The organism is Streptomyces sp. NPDC045431 (assembly GCF_040646655.1).
Classification (GTDB): domain Bacteria; phylum Actinomycetota; class Actinomycetes; order Streptomycetales; family Streptomycetaceae; genus Streptomyces.
In genome coordinates this window covers 79,564-104,879 of record NZ_JBEZAQ010000010.1, presented here as the reverse complement: position 1 = coordinate 104,879, position 25,316 = coordinate 79,564, and the positions used below count along the sequence as shown (strand labels likewise).

The window sequence follows — 25,316 nt, the reverse complement described above, 5'->3', positions numbered from 1 at the left end:
GGATGGTACGACCGGCCCCGGACTACACCGGAGGCTTCACCCGGGCCAGCACCCGCAGGCCGCGGGGCGCGAGGCGGGAGAGCAGGTGGGCGCCCCGGGCCTCCGGGGTGACCGGCACCACCGCCCGGTTCGCGGCGACGGCGCGCAGGATCGCGTCGGCGACCTTCTCCGGCGGGTAGTTGCGCAGCCCGTACAGCCTGGCCGTCCGCTTCTGCCGGCGCTTCTCCTCGTCCTCCGACACCCCGGCGAAGCGCGCGGTGGCGGTGATGTTGGTGTTCACGATGCCCGGGCAGATCGCCGTGACCCCGATGCCCTGCCCGGCCAGCTCGGCGCGCAGGCACTCGCTGAGCATCAGCACCGCCGCCTTGGACGCGCTGTACGCGGGCAGTTCGCGGGAGGGCTGGAAGGCGGCCGCCGAGGCGATGTTGACGATGTGGCCGCCCTGGCCGCGCTCGGCCATGCGCCGGCCGAACAGCCGGCAGCCATGGATGACGCCCCACAGATTGACGTCGAGGACCTTCTTCCAGTCCTCGCTCGTCGTGTCGAAGAAGGAGCCGGCCATCCCGATCCCGGCGTTGTTCACCAGCACGTCCACGACGCCGTACTCGGCGGCGACCTTCTCGGCGAGCTTCTCCATGGCCTGCTCGTCGCTGACATCCACCACCTCGGCCCAGGCCCGCGGCGCCCCGATCAGCCGCGCCAGCTCGGCCGTGCGGGCCGCGCCCTCCGCGTCCCGGTCGACCGCCACCACCCGTGCGCCCGCCTCGGCGAACGCGAAGGCGGTGGCCCGCCCGATGCCGCCCGCCGCCCCGGTGACCAGGACCAGCTGCCCGCCGAACCGGTCGGCGTACGGCCGCCCGGAGGCCACCGGGTCCGGCAGCTCGGCGCCCTGGTCCCGCTCCTCGTGGGCCGTCACGAACTCGGTGATCCACGCGGCCAGCTGGTCCGGCCGGGTCCGCGGCACCCAGTGCTTGGCGGGCAGGGTGCGCCGCACCAGCCTCGGGGCCCAGGCGGCGAGGCCGTCGTAGAGCCGCTCCGACAGGAAGACGTCACCGGTCGGCACGATCAGCTGCACGGGTGCGTGGGCGTACGCGTCGGAGCGCGGGCGCCGCAGCCGGGCCCGGACGTTGTCCCGGTACAGCCAGGCGCCGTGCGCCGCGTCCGAGGGCAGGGACGCGGTCGGATAGCCGGTGTCCGGCAGCTTCTCGACGCGGCGCAGGAGCGCCGGCCACCGCTTGCCGAGCGGCCCGCGCCAGGCCAGCTCCGGCAGCTTCGGCGTGTGCAGGAGGTACACGTACCAGGACTTGGCGCCCTGGCCGAGGAGTTGGCCGACCCTGCGCGGGGTGGGCCGGGTCATGCGCTGCTTGATCCAGTGGCCGAAGTGGTCCAGGGACGGGCCGGACATCGAGGTGAAGGAGGCGATCCGGCCCTCGGTGCGCTTCACCGTGACGAACTCCCAGGACTGGACCGAGCCCCAGTCGTGCCCGACCAGGTGCACCGGCCGGTCCGGGCTGACCGCGTCCACGACCGCCAGGAAGTCGTCGGTGAGCTTCTCCAGCGTGAACCCGCCGCGCAGTGGCTTCGGCGCGCTCGACCGGCCGTGGCCGCGTACGTCGTACAGCACGACGTGGAAGTCGTCGGCGAGCCGGGACGCGACCTCCGACCACACCTCCTTGGAGTCCGGGTAGCCGTGGACCAGCACCACCGTCGGCCGGGACGGATCCCCCAGCTCGGCGACGCACAGCTCGATCCCGCCCGTACGGACCCAGCGCTCCCGCGCGTTCAGCGACGTCATCACTCACCCTCCGCCCAGCGCCGCACGTGCGGCAGATCGTCGTCCAGCCAGAACGCGCTCTCCTCGGGGTCCCGCGAGTCCGTGACCACCAGCAGCTCCTCGAACTTCGCGCCCGTCCCCCGGAAGCCGAGGTGCGGTTCGACCGCCCACAGCCCCGGCCGCGGCGGGTGGTCGGAGAACCGGTACGGGGACCACAGCGGCGACCAGCCGTCCCGGTGGCCGTGCAGCGCGTCGCTCGCCAGCCCCTTCAGCGACTGCGTACCGAAGCCGAAGAGCGTCGGTGACCAGCGGCGCTCCTTGACCCGGTCGACCTTGTGGGCGATCACGCCGAAGGGGTAGGCGCGGTGCCGGTTGGCGTACCCCTGCCGCACCATGAGCCGGTCGACGTCCTCGTAGATCTCCCGCAGCGGGCGCCGCTCGCGGACCTCGCGCAGGATCAGCTCACGGTGCTCGCGCAGGTCGGCCAGGAGCTTGTCGTGGACCGGGTTGAGGCCGAGGCAGCCCGAGTACCCGATGTCGGCGGTGAAGCCCTTGTACACCGGCGCCATGTCGAGGATGAACGGCATCCCCGCCTCCAGCCGCCGGTTCGTGGGGAAGAACTGCAGCGGTACCCGGAAGTTCACGAACGCCGTGCGGTCGCCGAACCAGGCGAAGGGGAGGTGGAACCAGTCCCGTACGCCCCGCTCGCGCAGCCATGCGCGCTGCATCCGCGCCGCCTCGCGCTCGGTCACGCCCGGTTCGAGTCGCGCGGCGACCGCCTCGGCGCACTCGTACGCCAGGCGCTGCACTTCCCTGAAGCCCCGCAGTTCGTGCGTCGTGCGTGCGGCTGTTCCAGCCGTCCCAGCCGTCCCGGCCGTCCCAACAGAGCCCATGCCACCAGTCCGTCCCGTGTGCGGTGCGAGATGCGCGCTACGCGTCCGTAACCTGACACCGATGAATGTGACAATGCCCGGCGGCTGCGTCAAGGGTCGTGCACCGCCTGTGGAAAACCGCGCACCCCGGAGCCGGGGCCCGACTCCGGTGCCAGGCCCCTACGGGCCCGTACGCCTTGAGTCGGACACCGATCCAGCCGCCAGGTCTGACGTCCGATGTGGTCTGCGCCACTACCGTCGAAGCGTGACTGTGATCGCGACCGAAAGCCTCAGCAAGCGGTTCCCCCGGGTGACCGCTCTCGACCGGCTCTCCCTGGACATCGGGCCCGGTGTGACCGGACTGGTGGGTGCCAACGGAGCCGGCAAGTCCACCATGATCAAGATCCTGCTCGGGCTGTCCCCGGCGACCGAGGGCCGCGCCGAGGTCCTCGGCCTCGACGTCGCCACCAGTGGCGCCGCCATCCGCGAGCGGGTCGGCTACATGCCCGAGCACGACTGCCTGCCGCCCGACGTCTCGGCCACCGAGTTCGTCGTCCACATGGCGCGCATGTCCGGCCTGCCGCCCGCCGCGGCGCGCGAGCGCACCGCCGACACCCTGCGCCACGTCGGTCTGTACGAGGAGCGCTACCGCCCCATCGGCGGCTACTCGACCGGCATGAAGCAGCGGGTGAAGCTCGCCCAGGCCCTGGTCCACGACCCGCAGCTGGTGCTGCTCGACGAGCCGACCAACGGCCTGGACCCGGTCGGCCGCGACGAGATGCTCGGCCTGATCCGCCGCGTGTACACCGACTTCGGCATCTCGGTCCTGGTCACCTCCCACCTCCTCGGCGAGCTGGAACGCACGTGTGACCACGTCGTCGTCATCGACGGCGGCCGGCTGCTGCGCTCCAGCTCCACCAGCGACTTCACCCAGGTCACCACGACCCTCGCGGTCGAGGTCACCGACTCCGACACCCACCCCGACGGCACGGCGGCGCTGCGCGAGGCGCTCACGGCCGCCGGAATCAGCCTGCACGCGCGCGTGGAGGACGGTCTGCCGGGCGCCGGGCACATCCTGCTCCTGGAGGCGACCGGCGAGGAGACGTACGACACCGTGCGCGACACCGTCGCCGAGCTCGGCCTCGGGCTCGTACGGATGGAACAGCGCCGGCACCACATCGCCGAGGTCTTCCGGCCGGAAGCCACCGCTGCCGAACCCCTGGAGGCGCAGGCCCGATGAGTGCCGAGACCCAGAGCCAGACCCAGCCCCCGTCCCAGACCCAGCCCCCGTCCCAGACCCAGCCCCCGTCCCAGACCCAGATCCACAACATCGGCTACCGCAGCTACGACGGACCGCGCCTCGGCCGCGCGTACGCGCGCCGCTCGCTCTTCTCGCAGTCGCTGCGCGGTGCGTACGGACTGGGCCGCAGCGCCAAGTCCAAGGTCCTGCCGATGATCCTCTTCGCGGTGATGTGCATCCCCGCGCTGGTCGTCGTCGCCGTGGCCGTCACCACCAAGATGTCGCAACTCCCCATGGAGTACACCCGGTACGCGATCTTCACGCAGGCGCTCATCGGGCTCTACCTGGCCGCCCAGGCGCCCCAGTCCGTCTCGCGCGACCTGCGGTTCAAGACCGTTCCGCTGTACTTCTCCCGTCCCATCGAGCGCGTCGACTACGTGCTCGCCAAGTACGGGGCGATGGCGTCGGCACTGTTCATCCTGACCGCCTCGCCGCTGCTCATCCTCTACGTCGGGTCTCTGCTGGCGAAGATGGACTTCGCCGACCAGACCAAGGGCTTCGCACAGGGGTTGGTCTCCGTGGCGCTGCTGTCCCTGCTCTTCGGCGGCATCGGGCTCGTCCTGGCCGCGCTGACGCCCCGCCGCGGCTTCGGCGTCGCCGCCGTCATCGCGGCGCTCACCATCTCGTACGGCGCCGTCTCCACGCTCCAGGCCATCGCCTGGGGCACGGACTCCCTGGACGCCGTCCCGTGGCTCGGCCTGTTCTCGCCGATCACCCTCATCGACGGCGTACAGACCGCCTTCCTCGGCGCCACCTCGTCCTTCCCCGCCGAGGCGGGGCCGGGCGCCGGGGCCGGAGTGGTGTACCTGCTGGTCGTCCTCGCGCTCATCGCCGGTTCGTACGGCGTCCTGATGCGCCGTTACCGAAAGGTCGGGCTGTGACAACGCTCAACATCGACCACGTCTCGCGGTGGTTCGGCAACGTCGTGGCCGTCAACGACATCAGCATGACCATCGGGCCGGGCGTCACCGGACTGCTCGGCCCGAACGGCGCCGGCAAGTCCACCCTGATCAACATGATGGGCGGCTTCCTCGCCCCCTCCACCGGCTCGGTCACCCTCGACGGCGAGCAGATCTGGCGCAACGAGTCCGTCTACCGCCGCATCGGCGTCGTTCCGGAGCGGGAGGCGATGTACGACTTCCTCACCGGCCGCGAATTCGTCGTCGCCAACGCCGAGTTGCACGGCCTGGGCGCGGCCGAGGCCCAGAAGGCCCTGGCCACGGTGGAGATGGAGTACGCGCAGGACCGCAAGATCGCGACGTACAGCAAGGGCATGCGGCAGCGCGTGAAGATGGCCTCGGCCCTCGTCCACGAGCCGTCGGTGCTGCTGCTGGACGAGCCGTTCAACGGCATGGACCCGCGCCAGCGCATGCAACTCATGGAGCTGCTGCGGCGGATGGGTGCCGAGGGGCGCACGGTGCTGTTCTCGTCGCACATCCTGGAGGAGGTCGAGCAGCTCGCCTCCCACATCGAGGTCGTCGTCGCCGGACGGCACGCGGCCAGCGGCGACTTCCGCCGCATCCGGCGCCTGATGACGGACCGCCCGCACCGCTACCTGGTCCGCTCCAGCGACGACCGGGCGCTGGCGGCCGCGCTGATCGCCGACCCGTCGACCGCCGGTATCGAGGTGGACATGACGGAAGGCGCCCTGCGCATCCAGGCGGTGGACTTCGGCCGCTTCACGGAGCTGCTGCCGCGGGTCGCCCGCGCGCACTCCATCCGGCTGCTGACGGTCTCGCCCTCGGACGAGTCCCTCGAATCGGTCTTCTCGTACCTCGTCACGGCCTGAAGGGAGCCTCACGACCATGTACAACCCCACTGTCGCCCGGCTCACCTACCGGGCCCTGCTCGGCCGCCGCCGGGCCGCGATCCTCTTCGTCCTGCCCGCGCTCCTGCTGCTCATCGCGGCCGCCGTCCGCACGTTCAACGGCGCCGACGACCAGATCGCCGCCGACGTCCTGGGCGGGTTCGCGCTCGCCACGATGGTGCCGCTGATCGGCGTCATCGCCGGGACCGGCGCGATCGGGCCGGAGATCGACGACGGCTCGATCGTCTACCTGCTCGCCAAGCCGGTGAAGCGGCCCACCATCATCTTCACCAAGCTCATCGTGGCCATCGCCGTGACCATGGTCTTCTCGGCCGTGCCGACGTTCCTCGCCGGGCTGATCCTCAACGGCAACGGCCGGCAGGTGGCGGTCGCGTACACCGTCGCCGCGCTCGTCGCCTCGATCGCGTACAGCGCGCTCTTCCTGCTCCTCGGCACCGTCAGCCGCCACGCGGTGGTCATCGGGCTCGTGTACGCGCTGCTGTGGGAGGCCCTGTTCGGCTCCCTGATCGCCGGGGCGCGCACGCTGAGCGTCCAGCAGTGGGCGCTGGCGGTGGCCGAGAAGGTCAGCGGCGAGGGGCTCATCGCCTCGGACGTCGCCCTGCCGGTGGCGACGGTGCTGCTGGCGGGGGTGACGGTCGCGGCGACCTGGTACGCCGGGCAGAAGCTGCGGACGCTGACCCTGGCCGGAGACGAGTAGCGCCAGGGGGCGAGTAGGGCGTACGTCTCAACGGCGGGTGGCCGTTGCTCCCCGGGATTACTGTGGGGCCGAACGACTCGCACGCACTCACAACCTGGGGAGCAAGCCATGTCAGACCGCTTCGACGTCGTCGTACTCGGAGCAGGCCCCGGCGGATACGTCGCCGCGATCCGCGCCGCCCAGCTGGGCAAGCGCGTCGCGGTGGTCGAGGAGAAGTACTGGGGCGGTGTCTGCCTGAACGTCGGCTGCATCCCCACCAAGGCGCTGCTGCGCAACGCCGAGCTGGCGCACCTCTTCACGCACGAGGCGAAGACGTACGGCATCAAGGTCGACGGCGAGGTGTCCTTCGACTACGGCGAGGCCTTCCGGCGCAGCCGCACGGTGGCGGACGGCCGGGTCAAGGGCGTCCACTTCCTGATGAAGAAGAACAAGATCACCGAGTTCACGGGCCGGGGCACCTTCCTGGACGCGAACTCGATGCGGGTGGCGCTGACCGACGGCGGCGAGACGACCATCTCGTTCGACCACTGCATCATCGCGACCGGCGCCACCCCGCGCCTGCTGCCGGGGACGCGCCGCAGCGAGCGCGTGGTGACGTACGAGGAGCAGATCCTCGCCGATGAGCTGCCGCGCTCGATCGTGATCGCGGGCGCGGGCGCGATCGGCATCGAGTTCGCGTACGTGCTCCACAACTACGGCGTGAAGGTCACCATCGTCGAGTTCCTGGACCGGATCGCGCCGCTGGAGGACAAGGACGTCTCGGCGGAGCTGGCGAAGCAGTACCGCAAGCTCGGCATCGACGTGCTGACCTCCACGCGCGTCGAGACGATCGACGAGTCGGGTCCGCAGGTGCGGGTCACCGTGACCGGCAAGGACGGCAAGCAGCAGGTGCTGGAGGCCGACAAGGTGCTGCAGGCGATCGGCTTCGCGCCGAACGTCGAGGGCTACGGCCTGGAGAACACCGGCGTGAAGCTCACCGAGCGCGGCGCGATCGACGTCGACGGCCGCTCGCGCACCTCGGTGCCGCACATCTACGCCATCGGTGACGTGACCGCGAAGCTGATGCTCGCGCACACCGCCGAGGCGATGGGTGTCGTGGCGGCCGAGACCATCGCGGGCGCGGAGACGATGGAGCTCGACTACCCGATGATCCCGCGCGCCACCTACTGCCAGCCGCAGATCGCCAGCTTCGGCTGGACGGAGGAGCAGGCGCGGGAGAAGGGCTTCGACGTCAAGGTCGCGAAGTTCCCCTTCATGGCGAACGGCAAGGCCCACGGGCTCGGTGACACCACCGGTTTCGTTAAGCTGATCAGCGACGCGAAGTACGGCGAGATCATCGGCGCGCACCTGATCGGGCCGGACGTCACGGAGCTGCTGCCCGAGCTGACGCTGGCGCAGCAGTGGGACCTGACCGTCCACGAGGTGGCGCGCAACGTCCACGCGCACCCGACGCTGGGCGAGGCGGTCAAGGAGGCCGTGCACGGCCTCGCGGGCCACATGATCAACTTCTGAGGCCTCCCCGCATGCGGTCCCGCGGCGCCACCGGTGGTTAATCCGGTGGCGCCGCGGCGCGTGCGCGCGGGACATTGGTGGGGCGGGCCCCACCGAACCGGGGGCGGCCGCTTCGAGCGCGCGTCCCGCGATGCGGGCCGTGCGGGCCGCCCCCACCCGGGGGCCCTGCTCAGGAGCCGAGGAGCCGAGGAGCCGAGGAGCGGAGGAGCTCTGGCGCTCTGGCGCTCCGGCGCTCAGGCGCCGGCCAGTAGCGCTTCCAGCGTCACCGCGATGCCGTCCGCCTCGTTCGAGGCGGTGACCTCGTGGGCCACGGCCTTCAGGTCGTCGTGGGCGTTGGCCATGGCGACGCCGTGCGCGGCCCAGGCGAACATCGGGATGTCGTTCGGCATGTCGCCGAACGCGATCGTGTCCGCGGCCTTCAGGCCCAGGCGGCGGGCCGCCAGGGAGAGGCCGGTCGCCTTGCTGAGGCCCAGGGGGAGGATCTCCACCACGCCGGGGCCCGCCATGACGACGTCGACGAGGCCGCCGACGGTCTCGCGGGCGGCGAGGGCGAGGGCGTCGTCGTCCAGATCCGGGTGCTGGATGTAGACCTTGGTCAGCGGGGCGGCCCAGACCTCGGTGGGGTCGTCGTACGCGACGTACGGCAGCGGCCCCTCCTGGACGCGGTAGCCGGGGCCGACGAGGACCTCGCCGTCGAGGCCGTCGCGGCTCGCGGCGAGCGCCAGCGGGCCGACCTCCGCCTCCAGCTTGGAGAGGGCGAGGCCCGCGAGCTGGCGGTCGAGGGTCACGGAGGTCAGCAGGCGGTCCTCGCCGGCGTGGTAGACCTGCGCGCCCTGGCCGCACACCGCCAGACCGTCGTAACCGAGGTCGTCCAGTATGTGGCGGGTCCACGGGACCGCCCGCCCGGTGACGACGATGTGCGCGGCGCCCGCCGCCGTCACGGCGGCGAGCGCGTCACGCGTACGAGCCGAGATCGACTCGTCGGAGCGCAGCAGCGTCCCGTCGAGGTCGGTCGCGACGAGTTTGTACGGGAAGCCGTACGGGCGGGAGGTCACTTGGAGACCGGCTCCAGGATCTCGCGGCCGCCGAGGTACGGGCGGAGGACCTCCGGCACGCGCACGGAGCCGTCCGCGAGCTGGTGGTTCTCCAGGAGGGCGACGATGGTGCGCGGGACCGCGCACAGCGTGCCGTTCAGGGTCGCCAGCGGCTGGATCTTCTTGCCGTCGCGCATGCGGACGGACAGGCGGCGCGCCTGGAAGCCGTCGCAGTTGGAGGCGGACGTCAGCTCGCGGTACTTGCCCTGCGTCGGGATCCACGCCTCGCAGTCGTACTTGCGCGAGGCGGACGCGCCGAGGTCACCGGTGGCGACGTCGATCACCTGGAAGGGCAGCTCCAGCGAGGTCAGCCACTGCTTCTCCCAGTCCAGGAGCCGCTTGTGCTCGGCCTCGGCCTCGTCGGGGGCGACGTACGAGAACATCTCGACCTTGTCGAACTGGTGCACGCGGAAGATGCCGCGCGTGTCCTTGCCGTACGTGCCGGCCTCGCGGCGGAAGCACGGCGAGAAGCCGGCGTAGCGCAGCGGCAGCTTGTCGGCGTCGATGATCTCGTCCATGTGGTACGCGGCGAGGGGCACCTCGGACGTACCGACGAGGTAGTAGTCGTCCTTCTCCAGGTGGTACACGTTCTCGGCGGCCTGGCCGAGGAAGCCGGTGCCCTCCATGGCGCGCGGGCGCACCAGCGCCGGCGTCAGCATCGGGGTGAAGCCGGCCGCCGTCGCCTGGGCGATCGCGGCGTTGACCAGGGCGAGCTCCAGCAGCGCGCCGACACCCGTCAGGTAGTAGAAGCGCGAACCGGAGACCTTCGCGCCGCGCTCGACGTCGATGGCGCCGAGCGCCTCGCCGAGCTCCAGGTGGTCCTTGGGCTCGAAGCCCTCGGCGCCGAAGTCGCGGATGGTGCCGTGCGTCTCCAGGACGACGAAGTCCTCCTCGCCGCCGACGGGCACGTCGGGGTGGACGAGGTTGCCGAGCTTGAGCAGGAGGCGGCGGGTCTCCTCGTCGGCTTCGTTCTGCTCGGCTTCGGCGGCCTTGACGTCCGCCTTGAGCCGCTCGGCCTTCGACAGGAGCTCGGCGCGCTCCTCGGGGGAGGCCTTGGGGATCAGCTTGCCGAGCGCCCTCTGCTCGGAGCGGAGTTCGTCGAAGCGGACGCCGGACGACCTGCGCCGCTCATCGGCGGAGAGCAGGGCGTCGACGAGGCCGACGTCCTCTCCACGGGCGCGCTGGGAGGCGCGAACACGGTCGGGGTCCTCACGGAGCAGGCGAAGGTCAATCACCCCACCAGGCTACCGTCGCGTGCTCGCGCCACCCCACCCGATATCGCCGGACACTCCGTTGTGGCCTCATCTGGGAAACATGTGCGCCGAGTGGCGGGTGATAAAGGGGGATTTCCTTCTCCGGAAGGAGCGATTCCGTGGGCGGGTGCGCGGAGGGCGAAGCGGGTCACGCGGCCGTGTGTGCGGGGGTGTTGTCCACAGGGGGCTGTCCGAATGCTGAGTTATCCACAGACTGTGCGGAAGTTCTGTGGACTCCGGAAAAGATCACGGCGAATGCGGCAATCGAACCACGGGATTCCTTGGTCAAACCCCGTTCTGGCGCTCATTCGAGTGGGAATTCCACCCCCTAAGGGGGTGATCAAGGGGATGAGGCTGACGAGGGGCGACATGGCACCCCGTGGGGGCACCTGGGGGCACCTACGGTGACTAGGGCGATTTGTCGACGTTGGCGGTATGTGTCGGCCCTGCCGTGTCGACTTGTCCCCAGGTCGAGAAGCGGCCCTGTGGATAACTTTCGGCGCGCGGCACCCGGGCCTCAGGCCCGCCTCAGGCCGGAACCCCAGGCCCGAGTCCCCCGAGCCTCAGGCCCGGCTCAGGCCGAGGCCTCTGGCCGAGCCTCAGGCCCGGCCGTCCAGGCAGCGCGCAAGCCAGTCCGAGGCGGCCGTGAAGTCGTGGTCCGACGTCCCGGGCCGCGCGGCGCGCACCTCCTCGGGGGCCACGCCCGCGCGGGGGTACGACCCCAGGAACCGCACCTTCGGGCAGATGCGCTTCAGGCCCATCAGCGCCTCGCCGACCCGGCGGTCCGCGATGTGGCCCTCGGCGTCGATGGCGAAGCAGTAGTTGCCGATGCCGGCGCCGGTCGGGCGCGACTGGATGAGCATCAGGTTCACCCCCCGTACCGCGAACTCCTGGAGCAGCTCCAGCAGCGCGCCCGGGTGGTCGTCGCCCAGCCAGATGACGACCGACGTCTTGTCGGCGCCCGTCGGCGCGGCGGGCCGGCCGGGCCGGCCCACGAGCACGAACCGCGTCTCCGCGTTCTCGGCGTCGTGGATCTCGGTCACCAGGGCTTCCAGCCCGTACGTCGCCGCCGCGAACGCACCCGCGAAGGCGGCGTCGTACCGGCCCTCCTGCACCAGCCGGGCCCCGTCCGCGTTGGAGGCGGCCGACTCCCACACCGCCTCCGGCAGATGGGCCCGCAGCCAGTTGCGCACCTGCGGCTGGGCCACCGGGTGCCCGGTCACCGTCTTGACGTCGGACAGCTTCGTGCCGGGCCGCACCAGCAGCGCGAACGCGATCGGCAGCAGCACCTCGCGGTAGATCATCAGCGGCTCGCCGGCCGCGAGCTCGTCGAGGGTCGCGGTCACCCCGCCCTCCACCGAGTTCTCGATGGGTACGAGGGCGGCGGCGGCCTCCCCGTTGCGTACGGCGTCCAGGGCCGCCGGCACCGAGACCATCGGCACGAGCTCCCGGGTGGCGGCTTCCGGGAGCGTACGCAGGGCCGCTTCGGTGAAGGTGCCCTCGGGACCGAGATACGTATAGCGCGTGGCCGACATACCGTCACCATAGTCCGCTCGGCCCAGTCCGCCGTGAGGGCCGGTGCCCGAGGCGGCTAGCCCTCCAGCAGCCGCTGGCCCACGTACTCCCCCTCGGCCGGGCCGCCCGGGACCGCGTACAGGCCGCTCGCCTCGTGGCGGATGAAGGGCGACAGCGCGTCCCCCCGGTCCAGCTTGCGCTGCACCGGTACGAAGCCGGTCATCGGGTCGGCCTGCCAGGCGATGAACAGCAGCCCGGCGTCGGGTGTCCCGTCCGCGCCGATGCCGTCGTGGAAGGAGAACGGGCGCCGCAGCATCGCCGCGCCGCCGTTCTGCTCCGGCGCGGAGATGCGGGCGTGGGCGTTGTCGGGGATGACCAGCTTGCCGTCGGGACCCGTCTTGTCGAGGTCGAGCTCGGTGGTCTCGCTCCCGCCCGTCAGCGGGGCACCGTCCGACTTGCGGCGCCCGATGACCCGCTCCTGCCGGGCCAGGGGCAGCTTCTCCCAGTCGTCCAGCAGCATCCGGATGCGGCGCACGACGGCGTACGAACCGCCCGCCATCCACGGCTGGGGGCCGCCCTCCGGGACGAAGACCCGCTCGTCGAAGTCCGGTTCGGACGGCTTCGGGTTCCCGGTGCCGTCGACCTGGCCCATCAGGTTGCGGGCGGTCATCGGGTGGGCGGTGGCGCCCGGGGAGCGGTTGAAGCCGTTCATCTGCCAGCGCACCTTCGCGGCCGCGCCCGCCTCCCGTTGGATCACGCGCAGCGCGTGGAAGGCGACGAGCGCGTCGTCCGCGCCTATCTGCACCCACAGGTCGCCGTTCGACCGCTTCGGGTCCAGCTGGTCGGAGGAGAAGGCGGGCAGCGGGTCCAGCTGCGCCGGGCGCCGCGCCGCCAGCCCCGTACGGTCGAAGAAGGACGCGCCGAAGCCGAAGGTGACGGTCAGGGAGCAGGGTCCCGCGTCCAGGGCCACGCCGCTGTCCCCGTCGCCCACCGGCTCGCCCGCCATCAGCAGCTCGGCCGCCGCCGACCAGCGGCGCATCAGCGCGGCCGCCTCCCGGCGCCCCGCGCCCGGCGCCAGGTCGAACGCCACCAGGTGGCCGCGCGCCTGCAGCGGCTGGACGATGCCCGCCTGGTGCGCGCCCCGGAACGGCACGGTGGCCCGGCCCACCGCCGCCAGCGGTGTGCCCGGCTCGGCGCCGGACGTGGCGGCGTAGGTGGCGGCGCCGCCGGCCGCGCCGAGCACCAGCCCGGTCGCGCCGGCCGCCCCGACGGTGCCGAGCAGCCGTCGCCTCGAGAGTTCCAGGTGGTCGTTCACGGTCAGCCGATCTTCACGTTCTTGTCGATGGTGGTCTGGTCGATGTCGGAGGTGCGCACGGTGACCTGGAGCCGCCACTCGCCGGGCATCGGGATCTGTACGCCCTCGGCGCTCCAGTGTCCTGCCGCGACCCGGTCCGGTGTGACGGGCAGCGGGCCGATCTGCTGGGCGTCCAGGGTGAAGGACACCTTCAGTTCGGGGACGTCGAGGGGCCGGCCGTTCGCGCCGTCGACGAAGACGTGCAGGGCGTTCGCGCCGGAACGGGCGGGCGTGAGGCTGATCCGTACGGTGCCCTTTCCGTTCACGCCGCCCGTGTCGAAGAGCAGTCGCAGGTCGACGGGCCGGTTCGGTACGGGGGCGGTCGCCGTCGGCTGCGTACGCCCCGCTCCGGCCTCCTCCTCCGTGCGGCCCGGCTCGGTCGTCGTCAGTACGGTCGTGACGGCGAGCAGGACGACGGCGATGGCCGCCTCGGCGAGGACGGAGCGGCGCAGCCCGGCGCGCCCCGGGTCGGCGTCGCGTGACCGCTTGGCGCGGGCGGCCGCCACGGCGGCCCGCTGGCGGGCGAGCTGGGCGGCCCGCTCGCCGTCCTCCGGCACGGTGACCGGCTGCTCCTCTTCCTCTCGCGCCTCTTCTCCCTCGTCCTCCTCGGTGGCGGTGACCGGCGTCTCCGCCAGCCGCCCCGTCCAGCGCCGTGAGGTCCACGCGACCCCGACGAGCACGGCGACCAGCGCGACCTTGACCAGCAGCAGCCGCCCGTACGAGGTGCCGGTCAGCGCCGACCAGGAGCCGACCTGCCGCCACGACTGGTAGATCCCGGTCGCGGCGAGGACCACCACGGACCCGAACGCGAGCCGCGAGAACCGCCGTACCGCCGCCCGCTCGATCGACGGGTCGCGGTACAGCGTGACGAGCAGCGCGGCGAGCCCGCCCAGCCAGGCGGCCATCGCCAGCAGGTGCAGGACGTCGACGGGCATCGCGATGCCCGGCTGGAGCCCGGCGGAGGCGTGCTCGGAGAGCGCCCAGGTGCCCGCGATGCCGGCGGCGATCACCGTGCCGCCGATCGCGAGCCCGAAGGTCAGGTCCTTCGTCTGCGCTTCGTCGTCGTTCCGCGCGTACGCGCCGAAGAGCACGGCCACGAAGAGCGCCGCCGCGCCGAGCAGCAGCAGCCGCGAGACGAGCGCGGCGCCCGTCTTGGTCTCCAGGACGGCGCCGAGCGCGGCCAGGTCGAAGGCGTCGGCGAGGGACCCCGACGCCGTGTACGGCGCGCGCAGCAGCAACAGCGCGAGCGTGGCGGCGGTCAGCGCCAGCCAGCCGCGTACGACGAGCCGCTGCAGCGGACGCAGCGAGGCGCCGCGCGGCCAGCAGGCCAGGATGAAGGCGGCGCCACCCGCCAGCAGGATGTAACCGGCGTACGAGACATAGCGCGCGATGTCGTACAGGACGCCGACGGCACCGCCGCCCGCCTCCTGCCGCGGCAGCGCGACGCTCGTCTTCGACGGCGCTCCGATGGAGAAGGTGAACGCGCCGGCGATCGGGTGGCTGTCGGCGGAGACGGCGCGCCAGGCGACGGTGTACGTGCCGTTCGGCAGCCCGGCGTGCAGGTCGACGCCGTAGCGGACGACCGCTCTGGTGCTCAGGTCGCGCAGCTTCTTGGTGTCGGCGCGCTTGCCGCTCGGTTCGAGGACCCGGATCGAGTCGTCGTCCATGGCGACCTGCTCGGAGAAGGTGAGCGTGACGCCCTTGGGCGCGGTGGCGACCACCGCCCCGTCCTTCGGGTCGCTCCCGGTCAGTGCGGCGTGCGCGAAGGCGGGTGCCGCGCCGGTGAACAGCGCGCCGAGCAGCACGGCCGTGACGAGCAGCAGCCGGGACAACCCGCGCGGCCGGGACAGGGCGGTGGTGGCTGTCATGGTGGTGTGTCCCCCGGATCCCTATCGGTGCGCCGGATTGTGGCCGGCCGCTTCCACCGGGAGGTCCACCGTGATCGGGCCGGACCTCTCGAAGTGCAGCTCGACGGCGACCTTGTCGCCCTGTTTCGGCTCCCGCTTGATGTCCATGAACATGATGTGGCTGCCGCCGCGTTCGAGCCGCAGCTCACCGTTGGCGGGGATCTCGAAGGACGTCGCCCGCCGCATCTTCTGGTCCTTCACCTCGTGGATCTGGACGTCGTCGGAGAGCGGGCTGGTGACGGAGGTGAGCTTGTCGGCGGCGCCTCCGCTGTTGCCGATGGTGAGGAACCCGGCGGCCATGTCGCCGACCGGCTTCGGCATGAAGGCACCGCTGACCTTCAGCTCCGGCTTCCCGTCCGCCTCCTGGGACGAGCAGCCGCCCAGGGCGAGGGCGGCCGCCAGGGCTATGGCGGCGGCCACGGCGGTACGGGGACGTGTCCTGGGGGCCCCGGGGGTCGCGGGGGTCACGGAGCCTCCCCCTTGATGAGCTTCGGCAGGTCCTTGGCGTAGTCCTGCCAGGTGGTGTCCTCGCCGTACAGGACGTAGCCCTGGTCGGTCTTGGGGGAGAAGGCGAAGACCTGCGCGCCGTGCATGGAGACGACCGAGCCGTCCTTCTCCTTCTTCGGCGGGTCGATGCCGATGCCGAGCTGGCGCGCTCCCGCCTGGATGGTCGGGAAGTCGCCGGTGAGTCCGGTGAAGGAGGGGTCGCCGGCGGCGGGCAGCCACTTGGCGAGCTCGGCGGCGGTGTCCCGCTCGGGGTCGGTGGTGACGAAGACGACCTGGAGCTTGTCCTGGTCGGCCTTGGGGAGCTTCGACTTGGCGAGGGCGATGTTGCTCAACGTCATCGGGCACACGTCGGGGCAGTGCGTGTAGCCGAAGTAGATCAGCGTCGGCTTGCCCTTGGTGCGCTCGCGCAGGTCGAACGGCTGCCCCTTGGTGTCCGTGAGGACGAGGTCGGGCTTGGTCATCGGCCGGTCGAGCACGGTCGCGGCCTTCTGCGACTGCTCGCCGGAGAGGACGATGGGCCCGTTCGCGGACGGTTCGGAGTCGTCGCCCTGCGCCAGGGCGAAGCCGCCGGCGGCGAGGGCGAGCGCCGCCACGCCGGCGACCGCCGCGATGAGCGGGGTACGCCGGCGGGGACGGGCCTGCACGTCGTCTGACTTCTGGAGGTGCATCAGGTTCTCTCTCGGAGGGTGCGGGCGTTGCGGGCCGCGCCGTCAGGCCGACGCGTCGGTACGGCGCCGCCCGGCCAGGACGCCGAAGGCGACACCGGCGGCACCGACCAGGATGCCGACGATGCCCAGGACCCGGGCGGTGGTGTCGGAAGAGCCCGCGGAGCCGGCGTCGGACGCCTTCGTCTCCGCACCGTGGCCCTTGGCCTTCGCCTTGTCGTCGTCGGAGGCGCCGGTGGCCGCGCCGCCCCCGTGGTGGTCGTCCGTCGCCGCGGACAGCTTCAGGACGGGGGCGGGCGTCGCCGGCTCCGGGGCGCCTTCCTTCGGCTCCTCGATCCAGCGGACGACCTCGTTGTTGTCGTACGTCTGGAGGGCCTTGAAGACGAGCTTGTCGGTGTTCTCGGGGAGCCGGCCCAGCGAGACCGTGAACTGCTGGAACTCACCGGGGGCGATCTTCGAGCCGGACGCGGTCCAGGTGATCTTCGTGGCCGCCTCGGTGATCTTCTTGCCGTGCACCTCCAGCGGCGTGGCCAGCTTGGTCTTGGTGACCTCCGCCTTCCAGCCGGGGACGGGCTGCGTCGAGACCGAGGCCAGCGGGTGCTCGGCGGGGAGGGAGACCTCCAGCTTCACGGTCGAGGCGTTGTCGCGCTCGTTCGGCACCTTGAAGTTGACGGTGGCGTACCCGCCCTTGGCGGCCTCGCCCTGCGGCTGCACGCTGACGTGCGCGAAGGCGGTGCCGGAGAGCAGGACGACGGAGGAGACGGCGACGCCGGCGGCGAGGGCGACGCGGGACACGTTCGTACGCGAAACGTTCATGGGGGAACACACTCCACATGCGATGAGAGGTAGGCGGCGTGCGCGCGGGCGCGCACCACGGCCCGCTCCCGTCGAGTGGGCCGTGTCAGGCTGCGAGGACGCAGGTGGATACGGCCGGGGGGCCGCGCCTGATCACCGTGTGGAGAAGTGCCTCCGCCGCGGCGGGCGCCGGACGGTCGTCGTCGGTACGCGGCGGACGCGGCCCGCCCGCGGGCAGCGCGGGCAGCCCGGAGACCAGGGTGCGTACGAGGACGAGGGCGGCGCGCAGGCTCCGTACGAGCGCGGCGTCGGCGACCTCGGTGGCGCCGTGCGCGGAGAGCCGGGCGAGCTTCAGCAGCGCGAGGTCACCGCGGCGCAGCAGCCAGCCGGTCGCCGCGGCCGCCAGCAGGTGGCCGAGGACCATGGGCAGGCTGGGCCACAGCCCGGCGGCGGACTCGGCCGCATGGCCGACGTGCCCCGAGTGCCCTGCGTGCCCCGCGGCGGCGGTGGCCGGGTCGATGCCGGCCAGGGTGACGATCCGCCGGGCGTCCGCGGGGCTGAGCGAGGAGGCTCCGGCCCCGCACACCAGCTTGGCGGCGGTCCGGATGAGCGCCTCGTCCGCCTGGGCGCCGCCGAGCGCCAGGTGCCGGCCCTGTCCGAGCCCGAAGAGCGTGTGGAGCGCCAGCTGTCCGCCCGCCAGCGAGGCGGCGATCACCGGGAGGGTCCGCTGCCGGCCGGCGAACGGCGCGACGGCGGTGAAGACGCCGGCGAACCCGACGGCCAGCGTCCACCACGGGACGGTCGCACAGGCGGCCAGCGCGTGCCCGACTCCGGACAGCACGACGCAGACCGCGGCGAACACCGCGGCCCTCAGCAGCCGTGGCGCGGCGAGAAGGGCAGACATGGCCGGGCCATCATCGCACCGCGCCCCGAGCCGCCACACGGCAGGTCCGGAAGATTCCCTTTGCGACATACAACGGCGTACGGGCTACGCACATCCGCCGAATGAGGGTTTCGGCGTCAACGTCGCGCTTACGACCGACAAGTGGGGGCAATACGAATCGATATGTCGAGCCGCAGCCAGGAGGCTGGAGCATGAGCATCTGGTGGTCTCTCCACTTGCGGCGCGAGGCTGCGAGTGTGCCGCTCGCCCGCCGCCTCCTCCTGGGCACCATGGAAACCGCCGGCGTCGACCCGGAGATCTCGTACGACCTGTCGCTCGCGCTCAGCGAAGCCTGCGCGAACGCGGTCGAGCACGGATGCGGGGACGGCTCCGCCGAGTACCGGGTGACCGCGTACCTGGACGGCGAGAAGTGCCGCATCGAGGTGGCCGACTCGGGCCCGGGCTTCCCCGTGGGCCCCCCGCGCCCGCCCCGCAGGGCGACGCCGGAGGCCGAGCACGGCCGGGGCCTGAGCCTCATCGAGGAGCTGGCGGACCATGTCCACATCGGGAACAGGTCGGGGCGCGGCGGCGCGGTGGTGAGCTTCGACAAGATCGTCAAGTGGAAGCCGGACGCACCGCTGGTGGCGACCTGACCGGCAGGGACAGCCGGTGGCGACCTGACCGGCCGGGGCACCGCACCCGGCCGGCCAGGGTGACGCGTCAGGCCTGGAGCTCCGCCATCCACGCCTCGACCTCGTCCGACCGGCGCGGCAGCGCGGCGGAGAGGTTCCGGTTGCCGTCCTCCGTGACGAGGATGTCGTCCTCGATGCGGACGCCGATGCCGCGGTACTCCTCCGGCACCGTCAGGTCGTCCGCCTGGAAGTACAGGCCCGGCTCGACGGTCAGGCACATGCCCGGCTCCAGGACGCCGTCCACGTACGTCTCCGTCCGCGCGACCGCGCAGTCGTGGACGTCCATGCCGAGCATGTGGCCGGTGCCGTGCAGCGTCCAGCGGCGCTGGAGGCCCAGCTCCAGGACGCGTTCGACCGGGCCCTCGACCAGGCCCCACTCGACGAGCCTCTCGGCGAGCACGCGCTGCGCCGCGTCGTGGAAGTCGCGGTACTTGGCGCCCGGCTTGACCGCCGCGATGCCGGCCTCCTGGGCGTCGTACACGGCGTCGTAGATCTTGCGCTGCAGCTCGGTGAAGCGGCCGTTGACGGGCAGCGTGCGCGTGACGTCCGCGGTGTAGAAGGTGGTGGTCTCCACACCGGCGTCGAGCAGCAGCAGGTCGCCCTCGCGCACGGGGCCGTCGTTGCGCACCCAGTGGAGCGTGGTGGCGTGCGGGCCGGACGCGCAGATGGAGCCGTAGCCGACGTCGTTGCCCTCGACCCGGGCGCGGAGGAAGAAGGTGCCCTCGATGTACCGCTCGCTGGTGGCCCGGGCCTTGTCCAGGACGCGTACGACGTCCTCGAAGCCGCGCGCGGTGGACGCGCAGGCGCGCTCCAGCTCGCCGATCTCGAAGGCGTCCTTCACCAGGCGCGCCTCGGAGAGGTAGCCGCGCAGCTCCTCGTCGCGCTCGGCGGTGACCTTGTCGGTCAGGGCGGCCTCGATGCCCGCGTCGTGCCCGCGCACGACGCGCACCGGGCCGGTGGCCTCCTTGAGGGCGGCCGCCAGCTCGCGGACGTCCTTGGCGGGGATGCCGAACAGCTGCTCGGCCTCGGTCGGCGCGTGCCGGCGGCCGACCCACAGCTCGCCCTGGCCGTCCAGCCAGAACTCGCCGTTCTCGCGGTTGGAGCGGGGCAGCAGGTAGAGCGTCGCGTCGTGGCCCTCGCCGCCGCGCCGGGGCTCCAGCACCAGGACGCTGTCGTGGGTGTCGTCGCCGGTGAGGTACGCGTACTCGGTCGACGGCCGGAAGGCGTACTCGGTGTCGTTGGACCGCGTCTTCAGGTTGCCGGACGGGATGACGAGCCGCTCGCCGGGGAAGCGCCGCGACAGCGCGGCACGCCGGGCGGCGGTCCGGTCGGCCTGCGGGATCGGCTGCAGGTCGCGCAGCTCGGTGTCCGCCCAGCCGGTCCGCATGTTCTCGGCGAGCTCGTCGGACACGCCCGGGTACAGGCCGTTCTTGCGCTGCTTGATGGGCTCTTCGGCCTCGTCCGGGGTCTCCGGGGTGAGCTCTTCGGCCACGGGTCCGCCTCCTGTTGTACGACGCTGAACTAATCCCCATCGTACGGTCGGGCGGCAGCCGCTCCCAGGGCCGTAAGTCACCCGCGCGGATCAGTCGAAACGGGCCGCCAGCAGCACCACGTCCTCCGCATCGCCCGCGTCGTCCCGGTCGTACGCGCCGTCCTCCGGCGACAGCGTCCGCAGCACGTGGTCCGCGATCGCGCCCGGGTCGGCCCGGTCGGCCCTCGGTACGCTCGCGGCCGCGGCGTGCAGCCGCGCGAAGGCCCGGTCCATGGACTCGGGCTCGCCGGTGCGCCGCAGCAGGCCGTCCGTGTAGAGGAGCACGGTCTCGCCGGGCTCGACGGTGATCTCCACGCTGGGCGCCTCCCAGCAGGCGAGCATGCCCAGCGGCGCGGAGAGCGAGGTCTCGATGAACTCCGTGCGCCGCTCGCCCACGATCAGCGGCGGCGTGTGCCCGGCCCCGGCCAGGACGAGCTTGCTCCCCCGGCCTCCGGCATGGGGGACCCCAGCGGGCTCGGCGTACGCGAAGAGTGCGGTGGCGGAGCGGGCCGGCTCGGTCAGCCGCAGCAGCAGCTCCAGGTCGGAGAGGACGGCGACGGGGTCCTCGCCCTCCATCACGGCGTACGCCCGCAGCGAGGCGCGCAGCCGTCCCGTCGCGGCCAGGGCGCTCGGCCCACTGCCGGCGACGGACCCGACGGCGAGGCCCAGGGCGCCCTCGGGCAGCGGCAGCGCGTCGTACCAGTCGCCCCCGCCGCGGGCGGAGGTGCGGCGGCGGGCGGCGAGCCGGACACCGGGGACGCGGGGGAGCCGGCTCGGGAGCAGCTCCTCGGTGAGGGTGGCCAGGGTGGCGCGGGCGCGTTCGAGTTCGAGGAGGCGGGCGAGGTGCTCGGAGGCGTGCCGGCCGTAGAGGCCGACGAGGTGGCGGGCGCGCTCGGGCGGCTCGGCGGGCTCGTCGTAGAGCCAGACGGCGGCGCCGAGCTTCCCGGCGGCCTCGGTGGCGAGCGGTACGGCGTAGCTGGCGGCGAAGCCGAGGCGGGCGGCGACCTCGCGGTGACGGGGGTCCAGGTCCTCCTCGCCGAGCAGGTCGGGGACGGCGACCGGATCCGGCGGCCGCCCGTCGGGCAGGCCCTCCAGGATGCGGCCGTACGAGGTGGCGCTGCGCGGCACGGTCTCGATGGTGCCGAGGTCGGCGTGGGCGAGGCCCAGCCCGACGGTGGTGGCGGGGCCGAGGCCGTCGGCCGGTTCGAGGACGGCCATGCCGCGGCGGGCGCCGACGAGGGCGGCACCGGCGCGGAGCAGTTCGTGCAGGGCGTCGTCGAGGGTGGCGGTGCGGGTGAGGCGTTCGGTGAGTTCGTGGAGCGTGGTGAGGTCGGAGACCCAGCCCGCCAGGCGGTCCTGGATCAGCGCGGCGGGCGCGGGACCGGGCGGGGGGCCCGTGGCCGTACCGGGAGCGGTCGGCGGGGTCGGGATGCCCGGCAGGGAGGGCGTCGCAGTGTGCGCGGGGGCGGGGACCGTGGGATCGATTCCAGCCACTTTCGGCACGTGAGGGGCGCTCATGGCAGCCGGCTTTCCGGCTGGTGCGTTTCGCTCAATAGCATCGCAAACCCCCATGTCATTCTGCGCCGCTATCACTGCAACCACATGTACACGCAGAAGTAAGGGGATGTCCAGCATTGTCCCGGCGGGACGCGCGGTGTTCACCGACGTATTTACAAGGGGCCGAACTTGGCTCAAAAATGCCCCCTGTGGACGGCTTTTGCGGTCGACTGAGCCCGTTCGAAAGGGGCCCTGCCCGGGACCCGAGTCGGGGGACGACGGTCCTGGCCGAGCGTCATTCCGAGCGGGCTGGGTACGTAACCGGGTACGTAGACGGTGACGGCCAGGGGCAGTTGGGGCGGGCTCGGAACCTTCGAGGGAAGCCCCGGCGTCCCTACCACCGAAGGCCTCACCCCGCCCCCGAGTGCGGGGCGGAGCCGAACGGGGCGGCAGCGAGCGCCATGAGCGTGCCACCCCTCGCCACGCGTGAAACGCACGACAGCCCACGGGACGACGGCCCGGGGGGATGACAGCCCCCGCTCGGCCCCCAGCGGTGTTGCTTGCCGCAGGCGAAGAGGGGCCGGCGTATGCCACCGGCAGGAGCACCAGGCCGGGTGGCGGCACGACGGCTCGTACGCACGGTGAAGAAACACGCACGTGCTGCCATGCACGCACGACGCACGCACAGCGTGAAGATGTGGACCTCGGCGTTCAACGGAAAGGAACGAGCGCTCATGCGCGAGATCCTCGGAAGGCGACGCAGGCTCCGGTTCCGGCGCGAGAGGAGGCCTGCCCACGTGGACGCGGCACTGCTGTACGCCACCGAATGGCGCTGGCCCGTACTCCCCGGCGTGGGACTCGCGGCGGCCGGCGGTCGCGGTGAGCGGCAGCGCGGCGGCGCCTGCGCCTGCGCCTGCCCGGACCCCGAGTGCGTCGTACCCGGCGCACACCCCTTCGACCCGGAGCTCTTCGCGGCCACCACGGACCCGCGCATGGTGCGCTGGTGGTGGACCAACCGCCCCGACGCCCCGGTCGTCCTCGCCACCGGGGGCCGCGCGCCGTGCGCGCTGAGCCTGCCCGCGGTCGCGGGCGCGCGCGCCGTGGCGGCGCTGGACGCGATGGGCGTCCGGCTCGGCCCGGTGGTGGCCACGCCGACGCGGTGGTCGCTGCTGGTCGCCCCGTACACGCTCGAACGGCTCGGCGAGCTGCTCTACGCCAAGGACCGGGTGCCGAGCTCGCTGCGCTTCCACGGGGAGGGCGGCTATCTGCTGCTGCCGCCGTCCGCTGCCGGGACGGACCAGGTGCGCTGGGAGCGGGCGCCGCTCGCCGGGTCCGCGTCGCCGTGGCTGCCGGACGTGGAGGCGGTCGTGGACGCGCTGGTCGAGGCGAGCACGAGCACGCCGGACGGCGGCAGCCGGCTGCGGTACTGAGGTCCTGACGTACTGAGGCACCCCGGTGTCACTCGTACGGGTGTGAGCGGGACCCGGTTGTACGGGAATCGGGTGCGCGGTTCGCCGGGCGCCCGCCGTCCGTCGATATCGTCGGCGCACCGTCGAGAAGGGGCCGCCATGAATCTCCGCACGATCGGGATCGGGGCCGTCGTGGTTCTCGCCGCGTCGCTGCCGCTGGCGGCGTCCGCGGGCCCGGCCGGGTCTCCGGACCCCGGCCCCGACTCCTCCGCGCACGGCGGTGCGGCCGTACGGGGCGCCACCGCCCGGTGCGGCCCCGAGCTCGTCTCACCGGACGGCGTCGAGGCGCAGACGTGCGTCCTCGACGAGGGGGCCGAGACGTGGGCGCGGACGTATTACCGCAATGCGACGGGTGGCGAACTGGTCGCCGTGCTGGCGCTGATGGGCCCGGGCGGCCGTACCGTGCGCACGCATTGCGCGGTGGCGGCGGACGATGAGCCGGGCGCGTGTGAGACGCCGAGAGAGCCGCGGCGCGGAAAGCCGGGCGAATACGCGGCGGTGGCGGAGTTCGCGGGGATCGGTGACGCGGAGACGAGTCCGCTGCTGCTGCGATCGGGGAGCGCGGTGGCCAACTCGCCCGCGCGGTCCGGGCGTTGACGCGACCGGCGGCGAAGAAGCGGAAGATGACATTCCGCAAAAAGTGAAGCGCCCGGTCGCTGGCGACGGGGGATGCACCAGCGACCGGGCTTCCAGCACCGTAACAAGAGATCGGCTGTTCGCAAATTCGATCTCTGTTATTCGGTCAGGTATTTACCTGCGATTGAGGGCATTGTGGCGGACGTCACCGACCGATCGGCATGTCGCGACCGCCACGCCGCGTTCAGCTCAACGTCACCTGGCGGTTGGTGAGGCCACCGCGCGCCCGGCGCTCCTCGGGGCTCAGCGGCGTGTCCACCGCGAGCGCCCCCGCCAGTCGCTCGGCGAACTCGGCGGCCGGATGCTCGCACTCCTTCGCCCCCATCGCGCTCGGCAGGTCCCACACCGGGACCACCAGGCCGTGCGCGCGGAACGAGCCGACCAGGCGGGTGCCTTCGCCCAGCGAGGACGTGCCGGCGGCGTGCAGCCGGGCGAGCGCGTCGAGGAGCTGCTCCTCGGGGTGCGGCATGACCCAGCGCAGGTGGTTCTTCTCGGGCGTCTCGCACCAGTAGGCGGCGTCCACGCCGGAGAGCCGGACCGTGGGGATGGCGGCGGCGTTGGCCCGCTCCAGGGACGCGGCCACCTCGGGCGACGCGCTCTGCTCGGAGTCCGGCACCCAGAACTCGAAGCCCGTGTGGACGGCCGGCTCGAAGGAGGCGTCCGGATCCAGCAGGTCCTGGAGGCGCGGGCCTTCGGCCGAAACCCTCTGCGCGGGGACCGGCGTGCCGGGCTGGGCGGCCAGGGCGCGCTGGAGGGTGTCGGCGAGGTCCCGGCTCAGGTCGCCGGACGAGGTGTCGTTCTGGAGCGCGAGGAGGACCGAGCCGTCGTCGCGGCGCAGCGCCGGCCAGGCCATGGGCAGGACGGTCGCGAGCGTCACGGACGGCACGCCCTCCGGCAGCCCGTCCTTGAGGTGCAGCGTGGCGGTCGCGGCCGGGACCAACTCGCGCAGGGCGACCCAGTCGCACTCGCCGGGCAGGCCCTCGAAGGGCCGCTGGACGAGCTCGGTCACCGCGTGGGCGGCGGCGCGGCCGTGGCAGGCCTTGTAGCGGCGGCCGGAACCGCACGGGCAGGGCTCGCGGGCCCCGACGACCGGAACGTGCTCATCAGCGCCTCCGGCGCGGGCCCCGTCCTTCAGCTGAGCCTGCGGCTTCCCGGCCTTGGTCTGGGGTCGCTTCTTGCCCATGGTGTGGCTTCTCCCGTGGTGGCGGTGCGGTGGTGTGTTGCCGGCCGTGAGCCTAGCCGCACGCGGCGGCCGGCAAGCTCAGCGACGGACCCGTCGGCCCACCGCGGCGGTCACGCCGGCTGCAGCGGTGACGCCGGGCGCAGGGCTGACGCTGCCGCAGCCCGGCTGCAGCGCTGACGCCGGGCGCTGGGCTGACGCAGCCGCAGGGCTCACGCGGGCCGCAGCGGGGATGCCGGCCGCTGGGCTCACGCCGGGCGCAGGGCGCACGCGGGGCGCACCGCTGACGCCGGCCCCAGAGCTCACGCCGGCCGCAGCGCTTCCGGTACTCACCGCGCTCACCGCGCTCACCGCG

General features: G+C 72.6%; 22 protein-coding genes. 8 read left to right on the top strand and 14 right to left on the bottom strand.

Features of this window, described 5'->3' with window-relative positions:
- Positions 1 to 22: 22 nt before the first annotated feature.
- The gene (locus tag AB0A69_RS21370) at positions 23 to 1,795 is read right to left on the bottom strand and encodes an SDR family oxidoreductase (protein WP_361424048.1); all 1,773 of its coding nucleotides are present in this window, start codon (positions 1,793 to 1,795) and stop codon (positions 23 to 25) included.
- Complete coding sequence (locus AB0A69_RS21365; RefSeq protein ID WP_361424045.1) at positions 1,795 to 2,583, bottom strand: M24 family metallopeptidase; 789 nt, start codon at positions 2,581 to 2,583, stop codon at positions 1,795 to 1,797. Before AB0A69_RS21365 ends, AB0A69_RS21370 begins: the two co-directional genes overlap by 1 nt.
- A gap of 334 nt (positions 2,584 to 2,917) precedes the next feature.
- On the opposite strand from AB0A69_RS21365, the gene AB0A69_RS21360 reads away from it, so the two are divergent.
- The 5 genes from AB0A69_RS21360 to lpdA all read left to right on the top strand — a co-directional run bounded on the left by AB0A69_RS21360 (position 2,918) and on the right by lpdA (position 7,983).
- On the top strand, positions 2,918 to 3,886 hold the full coding sequence (locus AB0A69_RS21360) for an ABC transporter ATP-binding protein (RefSeq protein ID WP_361424335.1): 969 nt from the start codon (positions 2,918 to 2,920) through the stop codon (positions 3,884 to 3,886).
- Positions 3,883 to 4,827, top strand: a complete 945-nt coding sequence (locus AB0A69_RS21355; RefSeq protein WP_361424042.1) for an ABC transporter permease — start codon at positions 3,883 to 3,885, stop codon at positions 4,825 to 4,827. The genes AB0A69_RS21360 and AB0A69_RS21355 overlap by 4 nt, the downstream gene beginning before the upstream one ends.
- The gene (locus AB0A69_RS21350) at positions 4,824 to 5,735 is read left to right on the top strand and encodes an ABC transporter ATP-binding protein (protein ID WP_361424039.1); all 912 of its coding nucleotides are present in this window, start codon (positions 4,824 to 4,826) and stop codon (positions 5,733 to 5,735) included. Before AB0A69_RS21355 ends, AB0A69_RS21350 begins: the two co-directional genes overlap by 4 nt.
- Before the next feature lie 16 nt (positions 5,736 to 5,751).
- Entirely contained in the window at positions 5,752 to 6,471 is a 720-nt protein-coding gene (locus AB0A69_RS21345; RefSeq protein ID WP_361424036.1) for an ABC transporter permease, read from the top strand.
- Between the two features lie 108 nt (positions 6,472 to 6,579).
- Entirely contained in the window at positions 6,580 to 7,983 is a 1,404-nt protein-coding gene (gene lpdA, locus AB0A69_RS21340) for a dihydrolipoyl dehydrogenase (RefSeq protein WP_361424033.1), read from the top strand.
- 233 nt (positions 7,984 to 8,216) lie between these two features.
- On the opposite strand, the gene AB0A69_RS21335 is transcribed toward lpdA, so the two are convergent.
- The 9 genes from AB0A69_RS21335 to AB0A69_RS21295 all read right to left on the bottom strand — a co-directional run bounded on the left by AB0A69_RS21335 (position 8,217) and on the right by AB0A69_RS21295 (position 17,977).
- On the bottom strand, positions 8,217 to 9,038 hold the full coding sequence (locus AB0A69_RS21335; RefSeq protein WP_361424030.1) for an HAD family hydrolase: 822 nt from the start codon (positions 9,036 to 9,038) through the stop codon (positions 8,217 to 8,219).
- A complete protein-coding gene (gene serS / locus AB0A69_RS21330; protein ID WP_361424027.1) occupies positions 9,035 to 10,312 on the bottom strand; it encodes a serine--tRNA ligase in 1,278 nt (425 codons plus the stop codon). Before serS ends, AB0A69_RS21335 begins: the two co-directional genes overlap by 4 nt.
- Before the next feature lie 617 nt (positions 10,313 to 10,929).
- Positions 10,930 to 11,865, bottom strand: a complete 936-nt coding sequence (pheA, locus tag AB0A69_RS21325) for a prephenate dehydratase (protein ID WP_361424024.1) — start codon at positions 11,863 to 11,865, stop codon at positions 10,930 to 10,932.
- Positions 11,866 to 11,921: 56 nt separating this feature from the next.
- On the bottom strand, positions 11,922 to 13,166 hold the full coding sequence (efeB, locus tag AB0A69_RS21320; protein WP_361424332.1) for an iron uptake transporter deferrochelatase/peroxidase subunit: 1,245 nt from the start codon (positions 13,164 to 13,166) through the stop codon (positions 11,922 to 11,924).
- Positions 13,163 to 15,067, bottom strand: a complete 1,905-nt coding sequence (locus AB0A69_RS21315; RefSeq protein ID WP_361424021.1) for a copper resistance protein CopC — start codon at positions 15,065 to 15,067, stop codon at positions 13,163 to 13,165. The genes efeB and AB0A69_RS21315 overlap by 4 nt, the downstream gene beginning before the upstream one ends.
- A gap of 21 nt (positions 15,068 to 15,088) precedes the next feature.
- Positions 15,089 to 15,574, bottom strand: coding sequence for a copper chaperone PCu(A)C (locus AB0A69_RS21310; RefSeq protein WP_361424018.1), 486 nt, complete (start codon positions 15,572 to 15,574; stop codon positions 15,089 to 15,091).
- The gene (locus tag AB0A69_RS21305; RefSeq protein ID WP_361424015.1) at positions 15,571 to 16,281 is read right to left on the bottom strand and encodes an SCO family protein; all 711 of its coding nucleotides are present in this window, start codon (positions 16,279 to 16,281) and stop codon (positions 15,571 to 15,573) included. Before AB0A69_RS21305 ends, AB0A69_RS21310 begins: the two co-directional genes overlap by 4 nt.
- Before the next feature lie 42 nt (positions 16,282 to 16,323).
- The gene (locus AB0A69_RS21300; RefSeq protein ID WP_361424012.1) at positions 16,324 to 17,094 is read right to left on the bottom strand and encodes a YcnI family protein; all 771 of its coding nucleotides are present in this window, start codon (positions 17,092 to 17,094) and stop codon (positions 16,324 to 16,326) included.
- Between the two features lie 85 nt (positions 17,095 to 17,179).
- On the bottom strand, positions 17,180 to 17,977 hold the full coding sequence (locus AB0A69_RS21295; RefSeq protein WP_361424009.1) for a hypothetical protein: 798 nt from the start codon (positions 17,975 to 17,977) through the stop codon (positions 17,180 to 17,182).
- A 191-nt stretch (positions 17,978 to 18,168) separates the two neighbouring features.
- Here AB0A69_RS21295 and AB0A69_RS21290 point away from each other — a divergent pair, with 191 nt between their 5' ends.
- On the top strand, positions 18,169 to 18,609 hold the full coding sequence (locus AB0A69_RS21290) for an ATP-binding protein (RefSeq protein ID WP_361424006.1): 441 nt from the start codon (positions 18,169 to 18,171) through the stop codon (positions 18,607 to 18,609).
- A gap of 67 nt (positions 18,610 to 18,676) precedes the next feature.
- On the opposite strand, the gene AB0A69_RS21285 is transcribed toward AB0A69_RS21290, so the two are convergent.
- A complete protein-coding gene (locus tag AB0A69_RS21285) occupies positions 18,677 to 20,140 on the bottom strand; it encodes an aminopeptidase P family protein (protein ID WP_361424003.1) in 1,464 nt (487 codons plus the stop codon).
- A gap of 90 nt (positions 20,141 to 20,230) precedes the next feature.
- Positions 20,231 to 21,814: a PP2C family protein-serine/threonine phosphatase gene (locus AB0A69_RS21280; RefSeq protein ID WP_361424329.1), complete on the bottom strand. Its 1,584-nt coding sequence runs from the start codon at positions 21,812 to 21,814 to the stop codon at positions 20,231 to 20,233.
- Positions 21,815 to 22,410: 596 nt separating this feature from the next.
- Between AB0A69_RS21280 and AB0A69_RS21275 the strand changes: the two genes are divergently transcribed.
- Positions 22,411 to 23,106: a bifunctional DNA primase/polymerase gene (locus tag AB0A69_RS21275; RefSeq protein ID WP_361424000.1), complete on the top strand. Its 696-nt coding sequence runs from the start codon at positions 22,411 to 22,413 to the stop codon at positions 23,104 to 23,106.
- A 138-nt stretch (positions 23,107 to 23,244) separates the two neighbouring features.
- Positions 23,245 to 23,742 carry a hypothetical protein gene (locus tag AB0A69_RS21270; protein WP_361423997.1) on the top strand — a complete coding sequence of 166 codons (498 nt, stop codon included), beginning with the start codon at positions 23,245 to 23,247 and terminating at the stop codon, positions 23,740 to 23,742.
- Positions 23,743 to 23,965: 223 nt separating this feature from the next.
- On the opposite strand, the gene AB0A69_RS21265 is transcribed toward AB0A69_RS21270, so the two are convergent.
- Entirely contained in the window at positions 23,966 to 24,964 is a 999-nt protein-coding gene (locus AB0A69_RS21265; RefSeq protein ID WP_361423994.1) for a DUF5926 family protein, read from the bottom strand.
- Positions 24,965 to 25,316: the final 352 nt, after the last annotated feature.

What these genes read in the sequence shown, in the direction of transcription:
- AB0A69_RS21315 (WP_361424021.1), bottom strand. Translation starts at nt 15,067, where the DNA reads ATGACAGCCACCACCGCCCTGTCCCGGCCGCGCGGGTTGTCCCGGCTG.
- AB0A69_RS21275 (WP_361424000.1), top strand. Translation starts at nt 22,411, where the DNA reads ATGCGCGAGATCCTCGGAAGGCGACGCAGGCTCCGGTTCCGGCGCGAG.
- AB0A69_RS21265 (WP_361423994.1), bottom strand. Translation starts at nt 24,964, where the DNA reads ATGGGCAAGAAGCGACCCCAGACCAAGGCCGGGAAGCCGCAGGCTCAG.
- AB0A69_RS21355 (WP_361424042.1), top strand. Translation starts at nt 3,883, where the DNA reads ATGAGTGCCGAGACCCAGAGCCAGACCCAGCCCCCGTCCCAGACCCAG.
- AB0A69_RS21295 (WP_361424009.1), bottom strand. Translation starts at nt 17,977, where the DNA reads ATGTCTGCCCTTCTCGCCGCGCCACGGCTGCTGAGGGCCGCGGTGTTC.
- AB0A69_RS21290 (WP_361424006.1), top strand. Translation starts at nt 18,169, where the DNA reads ATGAGCATCTGGTGGTCTCTCCACTTGCGGCGCGAGGCTGCGAGTGTG.
- AB0A69_RS21270 (WP_361423997.1), top strand. Translation starts at nt 23,245, where the DNA reads ATGAATCTCCGCACGATCGGGATCGGGGCCGTCGTGGTTCTCGCCGCG.
- AB0A69_RS21345 (WP_361424036.1), top strand. Translation starts at nt 5,752, where the DNA reads ATGTACAACCCCACTGTCGCCCGGCTCACCTACCGGGCCCTGCTCGGC.
- AB0A69_RS21370 (WP_361424048.1), bottom strand. Translation starts at nt 1,795, where the DNA reads ATGACGTCGCTGAACGCGCGGGAGCGCTGGGTCCGTACGGGCGGGATC.
- AB0A69_RS21280 (WP_361424329.1), bottom strand. Translation starts at nt 21,814, where the DNA reads ATGCTGGACATCCCCTTACTTCTGCGTGTACATGTGGTTGCAGTGATA.
- lpdA (WP_361424033.1), top strand. Translation starts at nt 6,580, where the DNA reads ATGTCAGACCGCTTCGACGTCGTCGTACTCGGAGCAGGCCCCGGCGGA.
- AB0A69_RS21300 (WP_361424012.1), bottom strand. Translation starts at nt 17,094, where the DNA reads ATGAACGTTTCGCGTACGAACGTGTCCCGCGTCGCCCTCGCCGCCGGC.
- pheA (WP_361424024.1), bottom strand. Translation starts at nt 11,865, where the DNA reads ATGTCGGCCACGCGCTATACGTATCTCGGTCCCGAGGGCACCTTCACC.
- AB0A69_RS21305 (WP_361424015.1), bottom strand. Translation starts at nt 16,281, where the DNA reads ATGCACCTCCAGAAGTCAGACGACGTGCAGGCCCGTCCCCGCCGGCGT.